Annotated in this window: 12 protein-coding genes; 9 read left to right on the forward strand and 3 right to left on the reverse strand. The window is 71.2% G+C overall.

Annotated elements, in window-relative coordinates; all coding sequences use genetic code 11:
* The first annotated feature begins 2 nt into the window (after positions 1-2).
* A complete protein-coding gene (locus IE182_RS16275) occupies positions 3-920 on the forward strand; it encodes a carbohydrate ABC transporter permease (RefSeq protein ID WP_190110530.1) in 918 nt (305 codons plus the stop codon).
* On the forward strand, positions 920-1843 hold the full coding sequence (locus IE182_RS16280) for a carbohydrate ABC transporter permease (RefSeq protein WP_190110531.1): 924 nt from the start codon (positions 920-922) through the stop codon (positions 1841-1843). Before IE182_RS16275 ends, IE182_RS16280 begins: the two co-directional genes overlap by 1 nt.
* Before the next feature lie 51 nt (positions 1844-1894).
* On the opposite strand, the gene IE182_RS16285 is transcribed toward IE182_RS16280, so the two are convergent.
* A complete protein-coding gene (locus IE182_RS16285; protein WP_190110532.1) occupies positions 1895-2296 on the reverse strand; it encodes an ATP-binding protein in 402 nt (133 codons plus the stop codon).
* 462 nt (positions 2297-2758) lie between these two features.
* On the opposite strand from IE182_RS16285, the gene IE182_RS16290 reads away from it, so the two are divergent.
* The 6 genes from IE182_RS16290 (at position 2759) to IE182_RS16315 (ending at position 11324) form a co-directional block, all read left to right on the forward strand.
* Positions 2759-3961, forward strand: a complete 1203-nt coding sequence (locus tag IE182_RS16290; RefSeq protein ID WP_308103037.1) for an ROK family transcriptional regulator — start codon at positions 2759-2761, stop codon at positions 3959-3961.
* A 152-nt stretch (positions 3962-4113) separates the two neighbouring features.
* On the forward strand, positions 4114-5223 hold the full coding sequence (locus tag IE182_RS16295; RefSeq protein ID WP_190110534.1) for a substrate-binding domain-containing protein: 1110 nt from the start codon (positions 4114-4116) through the stop codon (positions 5221-5223).
* Positions 5224-5260: 37 nt separating this feature from the next.
* The gene (locus tag IE182_RS16300; protein ID WP_229844858.1) at positions 5261-6133 is read left to right on the forward strand and encodes an ATP-binding cassette domain-containing protein; all 873 of its coding nucleotides are present in this window, start codon (positions 5261-5263) and stop codon (positions 6131-6133) included.
* Positions 6130-7425, forward strand: coding sequence for a sugar ABC transporter permease (locus tag IE182_RS16305; RefSeq protein WP_190110535.1), 1296 nt, complete (start codon positions 6130-6132; stop codon positions 7423-7425). The genes IE182_RS16300 and IE182_RS16305 overlap by 4 nt, the downstream gene beginning before the upstream one ends.
* A gap of 218 nt (positions 7426-7643) precedes the next feature.
* Positions 7644-9587 (forward strand): 1-deoxy-D-xylulose-5-phosphate synthase, encoded by a 1944-nt coding sequence (gene dxs, locus IE182_RS16310; protein ID WP_190110536.1) that lies wholly within the window; start codon positions 7644-7646, stop codon positions 9585-9587.
* Positions 9588-9794: 207 nt separating this feature from the next.
* Positions 9795-11324 carry an amino acid permease gene (locus IE182_RS16315; RefSeq protein WP_190110537.1) on the forward strand — a complete coding sequence of 510 codons (1530 nt, stop codon included), beginning with the start codon at positions 9795-9797 and terminating at the stop codon, positions 11322-11324.
* Positions 11325-11358: 34 nt separating this feature from the next.
* Here IE182_RS16315 and IE182_RS16320 read toward each other — a convergent pair whose 3' ends face one another.
* On the reverse strand, positions 11359-11748 hold the full coding sequence (locus tag IE182_RS16320) for a PIN domain-containing protein (protein WP_190110538.1): 390 nt from the start codon (positions 11746-11748) through the stop codon (positions 11359-11361).
* Positions 11749-11860: 112 nt separating this feature from the next.
* On the opposite strand from IE182_RS16320, the gene IE182_RS32465 reads away from it, so the two are divergent.
* On the forward strand, positions 11861-12955 hold the full coding sequence (locus tag IE182_RS32465; protein ID WP_190110539.1) for a PLL family lectin: 1095 nt from the start codon (positions 11861-11863) through the stop codon (positions 12953-12955).
* Between the two features lie 31 nt (positions 12956-12986).
* On the opposite strand, the gene IE182_RS16330 is transcribed toward IE182_RS32465, so the two are convergent.
* Positions 12987-14087: a C40 family peptidase gene (locus tag IE182_RS16330; RefSeq protein ID WP_190110540.1), complete on the reverse strand. Its 1101-nt coding sequence runs from the start codon at positions 14085-14087 to the stop codon at positions 12987-12989.
* Positions 14088-14095: the final 8 nt, after the last annotated feature.

A 14095-nucleotide genomic window follows, 5' to 3' on the forward strand; every position in this document is an offset into this window, starting at 1 on the left:
CCATGCAGCACGGTAAGTACCGCTTCATCGCGGGTTTCCTGATCCTGCCCCTGGCGATCTACGGGATCTTCGTCATCTCGCCGTTCGTCCAGGCCGTCTACTACTCCTTCACGGACTGGACCGGTCTGAGCCCGGACTTCCGGGTGACCGGCACCGAGAACTACCGGCGGCTCTGGAACGACGACGTGTTCTGGACGTCCGTGGGACACAACGTCCTGCTGCTGCTCGTGCTGCCGCTGGTCACGCTCGGTCTCGGGTTGTTCTTCGCGTTCATGCTCAACGTCGGCGGCCGCCGCAGGAAGAACGCGGCGGTCGCCGGCGTGCGCGGATCGGGCTTCTACAAAATCGTCTACTTCTTCCCGCAGGTGCTCTCGATCGCCATCGTCGCCCTGCTGTTCCAGTTCGCCTACAACCCCAACAGCGGTGCCCTGAACTCCTTCCTGAGCGCGATCGGCCTGGACTCGGTGCGGCCCGCATGGCTGGGCGACCCCTCCCTCGCGCTGTGGTGCGTCATGGCGGTCATGGTCTGGAGCAACGTCGGCTTCTACGTGGTGCTGTTCTCGGCGGGCATGAGCTCCATCCCGCGGGACTTCTACGAGGCCGCCCTGCTCGACGGCGCCAACCGCGTCCAGACCTTCTTCCGGATCACCCTGCCGCTGCTGTGGGACACCGTCCAGACCGGCTGGGTCTACATGGGCATCATGGCGCTCGACTCGTTCGCCGTCGTGCAGATCATGACGGTGGGGCCGGGCGGACCGGACTACTCCACCGAGGTGCTGTCCTTCTACCTCTACACCAAGGCGTTCCGTGACGGGCAGGCCGGATACGCCACCACGCTCGGCGTCGCCCTGCTCATCGTCACCCTGATCTTCGCGGGCATCGTCATGAAGCTCGGCCGGCGCGAGCGACTGGAGTACTGATGGCCGTCACGACGGATCCCACCGAGGGCGCGGGCGCCGTGACGCCGCCCGCCGACGAGCCCCGCGCCGACGCGCAGCGCGGGCGGATGGGCAGCGAGGGCACGGTCCTCAACGTCTTCTCGCACGGCGTGCTCGTGCTGTGGGCCCTCATGGTCACCCTGCCGCTGCTGTGGGCGGTGATGAGCGCCTTCAAGACGGACCGGGAGATCTTCACCTCGCCCTGGGCGCTGCCCGGCAGCCTGAACTTCGACTCCTGGAGCCGCGCCTGGTCGCAGGCGCACATGGGCGAGTACTTCCTCAACTCGGTCGTGGTGGTGGCCGGTTCGCTCTTCGGCACCATGCTGCTGGGCTCGATGGCGGCCTATGTGCTGGCCCGCTTCACCTTTCCCGGCAACCGCTTCATCTACTTCCTCTTCGTCGGCGGCATGAGCTTTCCGGTGATCCTCGCGCTGGTACCGCTGTTCTTCGTGATGAAGAACATGCAGCTGCTCGACACCTACCACGGGCTGATCCTGGTCTACATCGCCTATTCGCTGCCCTTCACCATCTTCTTCCTCAGCGGCTTCTTCCGTACGCTGCCCAGCTCCGTCGCGGAGGCCGCACTGATCGACGGGGCCTCGCACACCCGCACCTTCTTCCAGGTGATGCTGCCCATGGCCAAGCCCGGCCTGATCAGCGTCGGCATCTTCAACTTCCTCGGCCAGTGGAACCAGTACCTGCTGCCCACGGTCCTCAACGTGGGCGACGAGGACAAGAAGCTGCTCCCGCAGGGGCTGGTCGCGCTGGCGGTCAGCCAGGGCTACAAGGGCGACTGGTCCGGGCTCTTCGCCGGGCTGGTCATGGCCATGCTGCCGGTCCTGGCCGCGTACATCGTCTTCCAGCGGCAGGTCCAGGCCGGGCTGACGGCCGGCGCCCTGAAATAGGCCGGTGAACCGGGCCGGCGCCCCACAACGGCCGGAACGGGCGGCACCCGCTCACGCCAGGGTGAACCAGACCGCCTTGCCCCGGCCCTGTGCGGCGGGGGTCACCCCCCAGGCCGTGGCGCAGCTGTCGATCAGGGTGAGGCCCCGGCCCGACTCGTCGTCGACCCCGGCGGCGCGTCGCGCCGGGGCCTCCTGGCCGGTGTCGTGGACGTCCACGCGCAGGGTGCGCGAGCGGCAGCTGAGGTAGACCGTCACCGGCGACTTCGCGTGCACCACGCCGTTGGTCACCAGCTCGGTGGCGAGCAGGCAGGCGGTGTCGGCGAGGTCGTGCCGGCCGTGCCGCTGCAGGGCGAGGCGCAGCGAGCTCCGGACGAGGCTGATCATCCAGGTCTGCGCCGGGATCCGGAGTGTGTACCACCAGTCGGCAGTGGCCAGTTGAGGGTGCTCGCACATGCTCCGGTCTCCGTTCGTCCTTGCCGCGGAAGCCCCCAACTATCGGGCAGAACCACGGGGGCGTGGAGCTCGCCGCACCGCCCCCGGCGGTGGTTATGTCGGATGAACATGCCGCAGAACCGCTGGAGTGCGGACAAGCCCGGACCGGTGGGATGGCGGGCCGGCCGCCCGGCCGATTCGCCCGTTCGAGCTACCCCGCCTGCGGGATCCGGTCCCCCCTCGGCGTCCGGGAGGGTGAGCGGCTCCGTACGATGAGTGGTCGGGTGCGAGCCCGGGCGGGGCCGGTGGGTCACGGTACGGCAACGGTGCCGGAGCCGGGATCGGCGTCAAGCCCTTGACGGGACGCAACCCTGGCGGCTCAGCTTAGAGTTCACATGTTGTATGGATGGCCGGGCTCCAGTGCTGCAGTCCGGCCCGCGGGGCGGCGGTCGTGCCGCCCCGGTGAGGCGGGAGTGGATGGGCGTGGAGACTCCGGGGTCGCAGTCGTCGCTGCACCGGGCCAACCTGGAGCGGGTCGTGCGCGCGGTGCGCATGGCGGGGTCGCTCACCCAGGCGGAGATCGCCCGGTCCACCGGGCTGTCGGCGGCCACCGTCTCCAACATCGTCCGGGAGCTCAAGGACGGCGGAACGGTCGAGGTCACCCCCACGTCCTCCGGTGGGCGACGGGCCCGCAGCGTCTCCCTCTCCGGTGACGCCGGCATCGTCGTAGGGGTTGATTTCGGACATACCCACCTGAGGGTGGCCATCGGCAACCTGGCCCACCAGGTGCTGGCCGAGGAGGCCGAGCCGCTGGACGTGGACGCCTCCGCGGCGCAGGGGCTGGCCCGTGCGGAACACCTGGTCACCAGCCTGATCAAGGCGGCGGGCATCAGCCCGCGCAAGATCGTCGGGGTGGGTCTCGGTGTGCCGGGCCCGATCGACGTGGAGTCCGGCGTGCTCGGCTCGACCGCGATCCTGCCGGGCTGGGCGGGCACCAACCCGCGCGACGACCTCGCCGCCCGCCTCGACGTCCCGGTGCACGTCGACAACGACGCCAACCTCGGCGCCCTCGGCGAGCTGGTCTGGGGTGCCGGCCGCGGCGCCCGCGACCTGGCCTACATCAAGGTGGCCAGCGGCGTCGGCGCCGGCCTGGTGATCAACGGGGAGATCTACCGCGGCCCGGGCGGCACCGCCGGCGAGATCGGCCACATCACCCTGGACGAGTCCGGGCCGGTGTGCCGGTGCGGCAACCGCGGCTGCCTGGAGACGTTCACCGCCGCCCGGTACGTCCTGCCGCTCCTCCACTCGGCCCACGGCGCGGACCTGACCGTCACCCGCATGGTGCGGCTCGCGCAGGAGGGCGACCCGGGCTGCCGACGGGTCATTTCGGACGTCGGCCGGCACATCGGCAGCGGTGTGGCGAACCTGTGCAATCTGCTCAATCCCAGCCGGGTCGTGCTCGGCGGCGACCTCGCGGACTCCGGCGAGCTGGTGCTCGCCCCCATCCGCGAGTCCGTCTCGCGGTACGCGATCCCCAGCGCCGCCCGGCAGTTGGAGGTCGTGCCCGGAGCCCTGGGCGGCCGCGCCGAGGTGCTGGGTGCCCTGGCGCTCGTCCTCAGCGAAATGGGCGATTCGTCATTGCTCGACGAAACGCTGCCCGCTCATGCGCCCCTCCTGAATCGATAGACCCGCGCGCGTCTCTTGAGTTCAAACAGATAACGAATGGCATCGTTGCCATCTCGTTAAGAATTTACTTCTTGACGCTTCTTTGGCGGCCGAGTTGACTTCCAGCCACCTCGGCCGCAACGACGCGGCCTCGTCAGGGAGGTATCTGCAATATGAACTCGCATCTGCGTCGTGCAGCCGTCGCCGCGGCCGCCGTATCGATGGCCGTCGCTCTCGCCGCCTGTGGCAGCGCCAAGGAGGCCGGCAACGGCGGGGAGAAGAAGCAGGACAAGAAGGGCCCGCTGACCATCGGGCTGCTCCTGCCGGAGAACCAGACCGCCCGCTACGAGCGCTTCGACAAGCCGCTGATCGAAAAGAAGATCAAGGAACTGGCGGGCGCGGACGCCGTCGTCCTCTACGAGAACGCCAAGCAGGACGCCTCGGTCCAGCAGCAGCAGGTCGACACGATGATCACCAAGAAGGTCGACGCGCTGATCGTCGACGCGGTGGACGCGAAGTCGATCGCGAGCTCGGTGAAGAAGGCCAACGACAAGGGCATCCCCGTCGTCGCCTACGACCGCCTGGCCGAGGGCCCGGTCAAGGCGTACACCTCCGTCGACAACGAGCGCGTCGGCAAGATCCAGGGCGAGTCGCTGCTCAAGGAGCTCGGCGACAACGCCTCCAAGGGCCAGATCGTGATGATGAACGGCGCGATCACCGACCCCAACGCCAAGATGTACAAGGACGGCGCCCACTCCGTGCTCGACGGCAAGGTCAAGGTCGGCAAGGAGTACGACACCAAGGAGTGGAAGCCGGAGAACGCCAACGAGAACATGAAGGGCGCCATCTCCTCCCTGGGCAAGGACGAGATCGTCGGCGTCTACTCCGCCAACGACGGCATGGCCGGCGGCATCATCACCGCCCTCAAGAGCGCCGGCTTCGACAAGCTCCCGCCGGTCACCGGCCAGGACGCCGAGCTCTCCGCCGTCCAGCGGATCCTCTCGGACGAGCAGTTCATGAGCGTCTACAAGCCGTACAAGCCCGAGGCCGACGCCGCCGCCGAGCTGGCCGTCGCCCTCGCCCAGGGCAAGGGCACCGACGCGGTCGCCAAGTCCACCGTCGACAGCGGCACCCAGAAGAAGATCCCCGCCGTGATCGTCACGCCCTTCGCGCTGACCAAGGCGGACATCGGCCAGTACGTCGGCAAGGAGGGCTTCTTCACCCTGAACGAGATCTGCACCGAGAAGTACAAGGCGCAGTGCGACCAGGCCGGACTGAAGTAAGCCCCCAGGCTGCCGCCTCGTCGAGGCGGTGAAGGAGATGATTCACGTGTCCGCTACGCCCGTGCTGGCGTTGCGCGGAGTCTCCAAGCGGTTCGGTGCCGTCCAGGCGCTCACCGACGTAGAGCTGGAGATCCACCCCGGCGAGGTGGTCGCCCTGGTCGGCGACAACGGCGCCGGCAAGTCCACCCTCGTCAAGACCATCGCCGGAGTGGGACCCGCCGACGACGGCGTCGTCGAGTGGGAGGGGAGGCCCGTCACCGTCGACCGGCCGCACGTCGCCCAGGAACTGGGCATCGCGACCGTCTACCAGGACCTCGCGCTGTGCGACAACCTCGACGTCGTCGGCAACCTCTTCCTCGGCCGCGAGATCGTGCGCGCCGGAGTGCTGGACGAGGTGGAGATGGAGCGCCGCGCCCGCGAGCTGCTCTCCACCCTCTCCATCCGCATCCCCAGCGTCCGCATCCCGATCGCCTCGCTCTCCGGCGGGCAGCGGCAGACCGTCGCCATCGCCCGCTCGCTGCTGGGCGACCCCAAGGTCGTCATCCTCGACGAGCCGACCGCCGCCCTCGGCGTCGAACAGACCGCGCAGGTCCTCGACCTGGTCGAGCGGCTGCGCGAGCGGGGCCTGGGCGTCATCCTCATCAGCCACAACATGGCCGATGTGAAGGCCGTCGCGGACCGGGTCGCGGTACTGCGCCTCGGGCGCAACAACGGCACCTTCGATGTGCGGACGACCTCCCAGGAAGAGATCATCTCCGCCATCACGGGCGCCACGGACAACGCCGTCACCCGCCGCCGTGCCCGCTCCGCGGAGGCCGCCGGTGCCGCCCAGGCCGGCACGGCGGGCGAGGCGGCGAAGAGCATCCCGGCCGACCACGCCGACGAGCCCGAGAAGGAGGCGGGCGCATGACCACCAAGCTGCCCACGTCGTCCCCCGAGCCGGCCGCCGACGGCAACGGCCAGGCCCCCGCCCACGACGCCGTCCCCGCCGTCGACCCGCGCCTGCTCGTCCGCGAGGAGGGCTTCGCCGGCTACTGGGGCGAGTTCCGCCGCAAGCTGCGCAGCGGCGAGCTCGGCTCGCTGCCCGTGGTCGTCGGGCTGCTCGTCATCGGCCTGGTCTTCCAGCTGCAGGACTCCGCCTTCCTGGGCGCCGAGAACCTCTCCAACCTCTTCGTCACCGCCGCCGGCACCGGCCTGATCGCCGTCGGCATCGTCTTCGTGCTGATCCTCGGGGAGATCGACCTCTCCGTGGGCTCGGTCAGCGGCCTGGCCGCGGCGACCTTCGCCGTGCTCAACGTCAACCACGGCATGCCGGAGTGGCTCGCCCTGGTCCTGGCGATCCTCTCCGGCACGCTCGTCGGCGCCCTGCACGGGTTCTTCTTCGCCCGCATCGGCGTGCCGGCCTTCGTCGTCACCCTGGCCGGCCTGCTCGGCTGGAACGGCCTGATGCTCCAGGTGCTGGGCTCCAACGGCACCATCAACCTCGACGACTCGGGGCTGGTCGCCGGGCTGACCAACCACTACTTCAGCGACGTCGCGGCGGCCTACGGGCTGGCCACGCTGGCCGTGGCGGGCTTCTTCCTGACCTCCTGGCGCGAGAGCCGGCGGCGCGAGGCGGCCGGCGTCCCCAGCCGCCCGATGAGCGAGCTGGTGCTGCGGACGGTCGCCCTGGCGGTGCCCGCCTACGTGGTGGCGTGGCTGTTCAACCAGTACAAGGGCCTGCCGCTGGCCGTGGTGATCTTCATCGGGATCGTCGTCGCGCTGGACTTCGTGCTGCGCCGCACGTCCTACGGGCGGAAGGTCTTCGCCCTGGGCGGCAGCGTCGAGGCGGCCAGCCGGGCCGGCATCAACGTCGCGGCGGTCCGGATCTCCGTCTTCGCGCTCTCGGGCACGATGGCGGCGCTCGGCGGCATGTTCCTGGCCTCCCAGATCAACGCCGCCAACCAGTCCTCCGGAGCCGGCAGCCTGCTGATGAACGCCATCGCGGCGGCCGTCATCGGCGGCACCAGCCTCTTCGGCGGGCGCGGCAAGACCTGGTCGGCGCTGCTGGGCGTGCTGGTGATCCAGTCCATCGCCTCCGGCATGGCCCTGCTGGGCATCGCCTCGGCGGTCCAGTACATGATCACCGGCGCGGTGCTGCTGGCCGCCGTGGTGATCGACTCCCTCTCCCGCCGGACCCAGAAGACGGCCGGACGGGCGTAGGGCTCGTACGTACGAACGGGTGGGCCCCGGACCGGCGCGTCCGGGGCCCACCCCTGCCCTTTCGGGCGGTTTGGGGCCCCGCTGGACCGATTGTGCGATGCCGGTCGCATCACCCGTTCATCGCCACAGCGGGCGGAAGATTAGACTCGACGGATCTAGAAGCTTATGAAAGCTTCTGCAGCTTCTATAAGCCGACAGCTTCGATGAAGGAGGCACGGGTGGCCCTGCTGACCCGCATCAGGGAACCGCGCGACCTGGACCGGTTGACCCCGGAGCAGCTCGACCGGCTGGCGGCGGAGATCCGCACCTTCCTCGTCGACGCCGTCTCCAAGACCGGTGGCCACCTCGGGCCCAACCTCGGCGTGGTCGAGCTGACCATCGCCCTGCACCGCGTCTTCGACTCGCCGAAGGACAAGATCCTCTTCGACACGGGTCACCAGTCCTACGTCCACAAGGTCCTCACCGGCCGCCAGGACTTCTCGAAGCTGCGCGCCAAGGGCGGCCTGTCCGGCTACCCCTCGCGGGCGGAGTCCGACCACGACGTCATCGAGAACAGCCACGCCTCCACGGTCCTGGGCTGGGCCGACGGCCTCGCCAAGGCCAACCAGGTCCTCGGCAAGGACGACCACGTCGTCGCGGTCATCGGTGACGGCGCCCTGACCGGCGGCATGGCCTGGGAGGCGCTCAACAACATCGCCGTGGCCAAGGACCGCCCGCTCGTCATCGTCGTCAACGACAACGAGCGCTCCTACGAGCCCACCATCGGCGGCCTCGCCAACCACCTGGCGACCCTGCGCACCACCGACGGCTACGAGCGCTTCCTGGCCCGCGGCAAGGACCTGCTGGAGCGCACCCCGGTCGTCGGCAAGCCCCTCTACGAGACGCTGCACGGCGCGAAGAAGGGCCTGAAGGACTTCATCGCCCCGCAGGGCATGTTCGAGGACCTCGGCCTGAAGTACGTCGGCCCGATCGACGGCCACGACATCGAGGCCCTGGAGTCCGCGCTCCAGCGCGCCAAGCGCTTCGGCGGCCCCGTCCTCGTGCACTGCCTCACCCAGAAGGGCCGCGGCTACAAGCACGCCGAGCAGAACGAGGCCGACCGCTTCCACGGCATCGGCGCCATCCACCCCGACACCGGCCTGCCCGTCGCCTCCGGCGGCGCCAGCTGGACCTCGGTCTTCGCCGACGAGATGGTCAAGCTCGGCCAGGAGCGCCAGGACATCGTCGCCATCACGGCGGCCATGATGCAGCCGGTGGGCCTGGGCAAGTTCGCCAAGGCGTTCCCCGAGCGCGTCTACGACGTCGGCATCGCCGAGCAGCACGCCGCCACGTCCGCGGCCGGCCTCGCCACCGGCGGTCTGCACCCGGTCTTCGCCGTCTACGCGACCTTCCTCAACCGCGCCTTCGACCAGGTGCTGATGGACGTGGCCCTGCACCGGTGCGGCGTCACCTTCGTCCTGGACCGGGCGGGCGTCACCGGTGACGACGGCGCCTCGCACAACGGCATGTGGGACATGTCGATCCTGCAGGTCGTCCCCGGTCTGCGCATCGCCGCCCCGCGCGACGCCGACCAGGTCCGCGCCCAGCTGCGCGAGGCCGTCGAGGTCAAGGACGCGCCCACCGTCGTGCGCTACTCCAAGGGCACCGTCGGCCCGGCCGTCGAGGCCGTGGGCCGCGTCGGCGGCATGGACGTCCTCCGCGAGCCCGCCGAGGGCACGGCCCGGCCCGACGTCCTCATCGTCTCCGTCGGCGCGCTGGCCCCCATGTGCCTGGAGGTCGCCGACCTCCTCGACAAGCAGGGCATCTCCGCCACCGTCGTCGACCCCCGCTGGGTCAAGCCCGTCGACGAGGCCCTGCCCGGCCTCGCCGCGAAGCACCGCGTCGTCGTCACCGTCGAGGACAACGGCCGCGTGGGCGGCGTCGGCGCGGCCGTCGCGCAGGCGCTGCGCGACGCGGGCGTCGACCTGCCGCTGCGCGACTTCGGCATCCCGCCGCGCTTCCTCGACCACGCCTCCCGCAAGGAGATCATGGCCGAGATCGGGCTCACCGCCCCCGACATCGCCCGTCAGGTCACCGGGCTCGTCGCCAAGCTGGACGGCCGCTTCGACGACGAGGCGGCCGAGGCCGCCGCCGGGGAGCCCGCCGAGGCCGTACGCGACTGACCGCAGCGCGCACGCCCGTTCGTCCAGGGCCGGCCGGCCACCCCTTTCCGGGTGGTCCGGTCGGCCCTTCGGCATGGATGCGCCTGTCCTCCATCGGGTGAATCCTGGACGGGGCGGCTGTCGCCGCCCCTGCAGGGCCCGGATCATCGCGCACACTCGACCGGTTCAGGGAGGCCGAGTGGAGCCGAGCAGCGTGGAGGTGAGCCGATGAGCACAGAGCATCCCGTCCGGAGCGGCCGCGGCCGGAGCAGCATGTTCCGGACCAAGACGGTGGAGCAGTCCATCCAGGACACCGAGGAGCCGGAGCACGCGCTACGCAAGGACCTCTCCGCCTTCGACCTCACCGTCTTCGGCGTCGGTGTCGTCATCGGCACCGGCATCTTCGTCCTCACCGGCAAGGTCGCCAAGGAGAACGCCGGGCCCTCGGTGGCGCTGGCCTTCGTCCTCGCCGGCATCGTGTGCGGGCTCGCGGCACTGTGCTACGCCGAGTTCGCCTCCACCGTGCCGGTGGCCGGGTCCGCGTACACCTTCTCGTACGCCTCGCTCGGCGAGCTGCCCGCCTGGATCATCGGCTGGGACCTCGTCCTGGAGCTGGCGCTGGGCTGCGCCGTGGTGGCCGTCGGCTGGTCCGGCTACATCCAGTCGCTGATGGCCAACGCCGGCTGGCACCTGCCGCAGGAGCTGGCCGGGGTGCACGAGGGCGCCTTCGGCTTCGACATCCTCGCCGCCGCCCTTGTCCTGCTGCTGACGGGCATCCTCGTCGCCGGAATGAAGCTGTCCTCGCGGGTGACGGCGGTCGTGGTCGCGGTGAAGGTCACCGTCGTCCTCATCGTCATCTTCGTCGGCGCCTTCTTCATCACCGGCGCCAACTACCACCCGTTCGTCCCGCCCGCCAAGGGAGCCGAGGAAGCGGGCGGGCTCGCCGCCCCGCTCGTACAGGTGATGTTCGGCTTCACCCCGTCCAACTTCGGCGTCATGGGCATCTTCTCGGCCGCCGCCGTCGTCTTCTTCGCCTTCATCGGCTTCGACATCGTCGCCACCGCCGCCGAGGAGACCCGCAACCCCCAGCGCGACCTGCCGCGCGGCATCCTCGGCTCGCTCGCCATCTGCACGGTGCTCTACGTGGCCGTGTCCATCGTCGTCACCGGCATGCAGAAGTACGACACGCTCTCCACGAAGGCACCGCTCGCCGACGCCTTCAAGGTCGTCGGCCACCCCTTCTGGGCGGGGCTGATCAGCTTCGGCGCGGTCGTCGGCCTCACCTCCGTCTGCATGATCCTGCTGCTGGGCCAGAGCCGGGTGTTCTTCGCCATGAGCCGCGACGGCCTGCTCCCGCGCTTCTTCTCCATCGTCCACCCCCGCTACGGCACGCCCTACCGGTCGACGATCCTGCTCGGCGTGGTCGTCGCCGTGGTCGCGGGCTTCACCTCGATCGACGTGCTGGCCGAACTGGTCAACATCGGCACGCTCTTCGCGTTCGTCGTCGTGGCGCTCGGCGTGATCATCCTGCGCCGCACCCGGCCCGACCTGCCGCGCGCCTTCCGCACCCCGTTCGTGCCCTTCGTCCCCGTGCTGTCCGTGGCCGCCTCGCTGTGGCTCATGCTCAACCTGCCCGCCGAGACCTGGGTGCGGTTCGCCGTCTGGATGCTCATCGGCGTCGTCGTGTACCTCCTCTACGGCCGCCGCTCCAGCCGGGTGGCCGGGCATCCGCGCCGCCCGGAGCCGCCCGGGATCTGACCCACCGGCCGCCCGGGGCCCGAAGGCCCCGGGCCTACGGCCGGACCGTGCGCGGACCGGCCACCTCGGCGCCCAGGGCCCGCACCCGCGCCCGCAGCTCCCGGTCGGCCGTGACGACCACGCAGGGCCGCCCGGGCGTCCGGGCGGCCACCACCTCGACGATCCGGTCGTCCCCGCTGCCCGGGGCCGCCTCGACGCGCACCCCCGGCACGGCACCCACCCCGCGGGCCGCGCCCTCCACCACCAGCACGATCTCCAGCGGCCCGGCCGACGGGACGGGCACCCCCGCCGGCAGCCCGTCCACCGCGTACGCGGCGAGGGCGTCGCGCAGCCTCTCCGCCGCGCCCAGCCGGTCGCGCCACCAGCCGTCGGGCACGCAGCCGACGACATTCGCGGCATCCACGACAAGAAGAACAGGCGTCATGGCGACAGCCTCGCACGCCGTGCTGCGCCCGGAATCCGGAGCCGGGCACAGTGTTATTGTCGAGGGCCCACAAAGGAGGGCCCAGGGCCCCAGAGAGGCTGGTCAGCGAGTCATGGCAGTGCGGACGGCCACCACGACCGGATGGTTGCTGCGGGGCGAGGACGGCCGGCTGACGGCCTACGCCGCGGCCCCGGGCGGCATCGTCCGCTGGACCGAGATGCGCCCCGGCGGACCGTGGACGGGACCCCAGCGCTTCGAGGTGCCCGGCCTGGAGCCCTACCTCTCGATAGCCCGCAGCGCCGAGGGATACGTCTCCCTCGTCGGCGTGCGCCGCCGCGCCCACGAGGACGGCCGGGCCGAGACCGACGTCGTCTACGCCACCCAGTTCCAGACGGGCCGCGCGCTGACCACCTGGCGCTCCATCGGCACGCCCTACGGCCAGGACTGGGAGCGCGCCGACCAGATCGGCGCCCCCACGGCCGTCGCGGACCGCGTGGGCCTGCACATCTACTTCCGCAACGCCGGCCGCGGCGTGAGCGGCCGCCGCACGGACGCCCGCGGCATCTGGGGCCCCTGGCTCGACCTGCACGGCAGCCGCGTCCTCGACACCGGCGCCGCGGGCGTGAGCGCCGACGGCCGCGTCGAACTCCTCGCCTCCACCGCCGACAGCGTGCTGCGCTGGCGCCAGGAGCAGCCCGGCGGCCCCATGAAGCGGGTTCCCGACACCGCCGCCAAGACCCAGCCCGCCGCCTTCACCTGCGCCCCGGCGGACGAGGGCCGCATCAGCCACTTCTGGCGCGCCGGCGCCGACGGCGTGCTGCACGTCCAGCACCCCGCCGCCCCGGACCCCGAGGCCCCCGACACCGCCGGGTCCCCGGCCCCCGTCGCGCTGACCTCCCTCGGCACCGACGGCACCGGACCGGTCGCCGTGCTGCGCACCACCCTGGACGGCCAGGAGTGCACCGTCCTCGCCCAGCGCTCCGCCTCGGGCCTGCCGGCCCTGGCCGCGTACGCCGCGCAGGACGAGCCCGCCGCGGACGCCTCCTGGTCCGAGACGGGCGAGGAGTGCGTGGGGGCTCCCGCGCTGGCCCTCGACGCCGAAGGCCGCGTGGTCGCGGCCGTCATCGCCCCGGACGGCGGCCTGCGCGTGGCCCGCCAGCGCACGGACGCCCGCGGGCTGGCCCTGGGGGCCTGGGAGCGGGTCTGAGCCGGCCGCGCCCCGGGCGGGCGCCTCGCGGTCAGAGCCGCTTGGCGCTGCGCAGCCCGGCCGCGTAGAAGCCGTTGCCGTCCAGACGGGCGGTGCCGCCCTTGTCGCCGAAGGTGGGGCCGTTGGCCTCCTCGCGGCTGGAGACGAAGCGGGGCTTGCCGTCGGTGTCCAGGCCCAGGTAGATCCCGACGTGGTCGAGGCGGTCCCCGGTACGCCGGTCGATCTTGAAGAAGACCAGGTCGCCCGGCTGGAGCCGGTCGATGCCCGCCGGCCGCTTGTCCGTCAGCTCCAGCACCGGCACGCCGGGGGAGAAGCGGGCCATGCCGTTGGCGGTGCGGGGCAGCCCGTCGCCCTTGGCGTCCTTGCCCAGCAGCGGGTAGCGGGCGCGGTAGCCGTAGACCGTGCGGACGAAGCCCGAGCAGTCCATGGCGCGCAGCCGCTGCGGCTCGGGGCGTTCGACGGTGCCGTCGCGGAACGTGTACGGGATGCCCAGGTAGTCGTAGAAGTCCGACTGCTCCAGGCGCAGGTCGCCGGCGACCGAGCCGCTCGGGTTGAGCGGGCCGAACTGGGCGTCGCCCGCGTAGGCCAGCCCCCGGGCGTCCTTCTTCACGGGCGCGCCGTCCAGGTACTCCATCGAGATGGCGAGGATGTCCGGGTCCTTGCTGCCCAGGCTCCTGTCGAACCACTCCTTGAACCAGGAGCCCTTCTCCGCGCCCTCCTTCCACGCCTCCGGCAGCAGCCGCACCCAGCTGTCGGTGACCACCTTCGCCGAGGTGAACTTGGCCTCGGCGAAGGTACGGCTGGGGCCGGTGAGCACGGCGGTACGGGCGTTGTCGGTGAAGGTGGCCAGCACGCCGCCGTCGGCGGAGCGCACGACGGTGCGGGCGGGGTTGGTCAGCCGCTCGAAGCGGCGCTCGCCCGCCGGTACGGCCCGGCCGGCGGAGGCACCGGCGCCCACGGACTCGACCGGCGGTGCCGTCCCCTGCTGCTTCTCGCGCAGCTCCACGGTCAGGTAGGCGCTGGTGCCGAGCAGGCCGAGCACGACCAGCGTCTGCAGCGCGCGGCGGCCGCCCGCGCCACCGGCCCCCTTGCGGGCCCTCGGCTTCTTGCGGTCCGTCGACTTCCGGGACATGGATCTGC

Source organism: Streptomyces cinnamoneus, assembly GCF_014650495.1.
Lineage (GTDB): Bacteria > Actinomycetota > Actinomycetes > Streptomycetales > Streptomycetaceae > Streptomyces > Streptomyces cinnamoneus.

Bases quoted from the DNA above. Each gene is read 5' to 3' on its own strand.
- IE182_RS16275 (WP_190110530.1), top strand. From the start codon at position 3: ATGCAGCACGGTAAGTACCGCTTCATCGCGGGTTTCCTGATCCTGCCC.
- IE182_RS16280 (WP_190110531.1), top strand. From the start codon at position 920: ATGGCCGTCACGACGGATCCCACCGAGGGCGCGGGCGCCGTGACGCCG.
- IE182_RS16285 (WP_190110532.1), bottom strand. From the start codon at position 2,296: ATGTGCGAGCACCCTCAACTGGCCACTGCCGACTGGTGGTACACACTC.
- IE182_RS16295 (WP_190110534.1), top strand. From the start codon at position 4,114: ATGAACTCGCATCTGCGTCGTGCAGCCGTCGCCGCGGCCGCCGTATCG.
- IE182_RS16300 (WP_229844858.1), top strand. From the start codon at position 5,261: ATGATTCACGTGTCCGCTACGCCCGTGCTGGCGTTGCGCGGAGTCTCC.
- IE182_RS16305 (WP_190110535.1), top strand. From the start codon at position 6,130: ATGACCACCAAGCTGCCCACGTCGTCCCCCGAGCCGGCCGCCGACGGC.
- IE182_RS16315 (WP_190110537.1), top strand. From the start codon at position 9,795: ATGAGCACAGAGCATCCCGTCCGGAGCGGCCGCGGCCGGAGCAGCATG.
- IE182_RS16320 (WP_190110538.1), bottom strand. From the start codon at position 11,748: ATGACGCCTGTTCTTCTTGTCGTGGATGCCGCGAATGTCGTCGGCTGC.
- IE182_RS32465 (WP_190110539.1), top strand. From the start codon at position 11,861: ATGGCAGTGCGGACGGCCACCACGACCGGATGGTTGCTGCGGGGCGAG.
- IE182_RS16330 (WP_190110540.1), bottom strand. From the start codon at position 14,087: ATGTCCCGGAAGTCGACGGACCGCAAGAAGCCGAGGGCCCGCAAGGGG.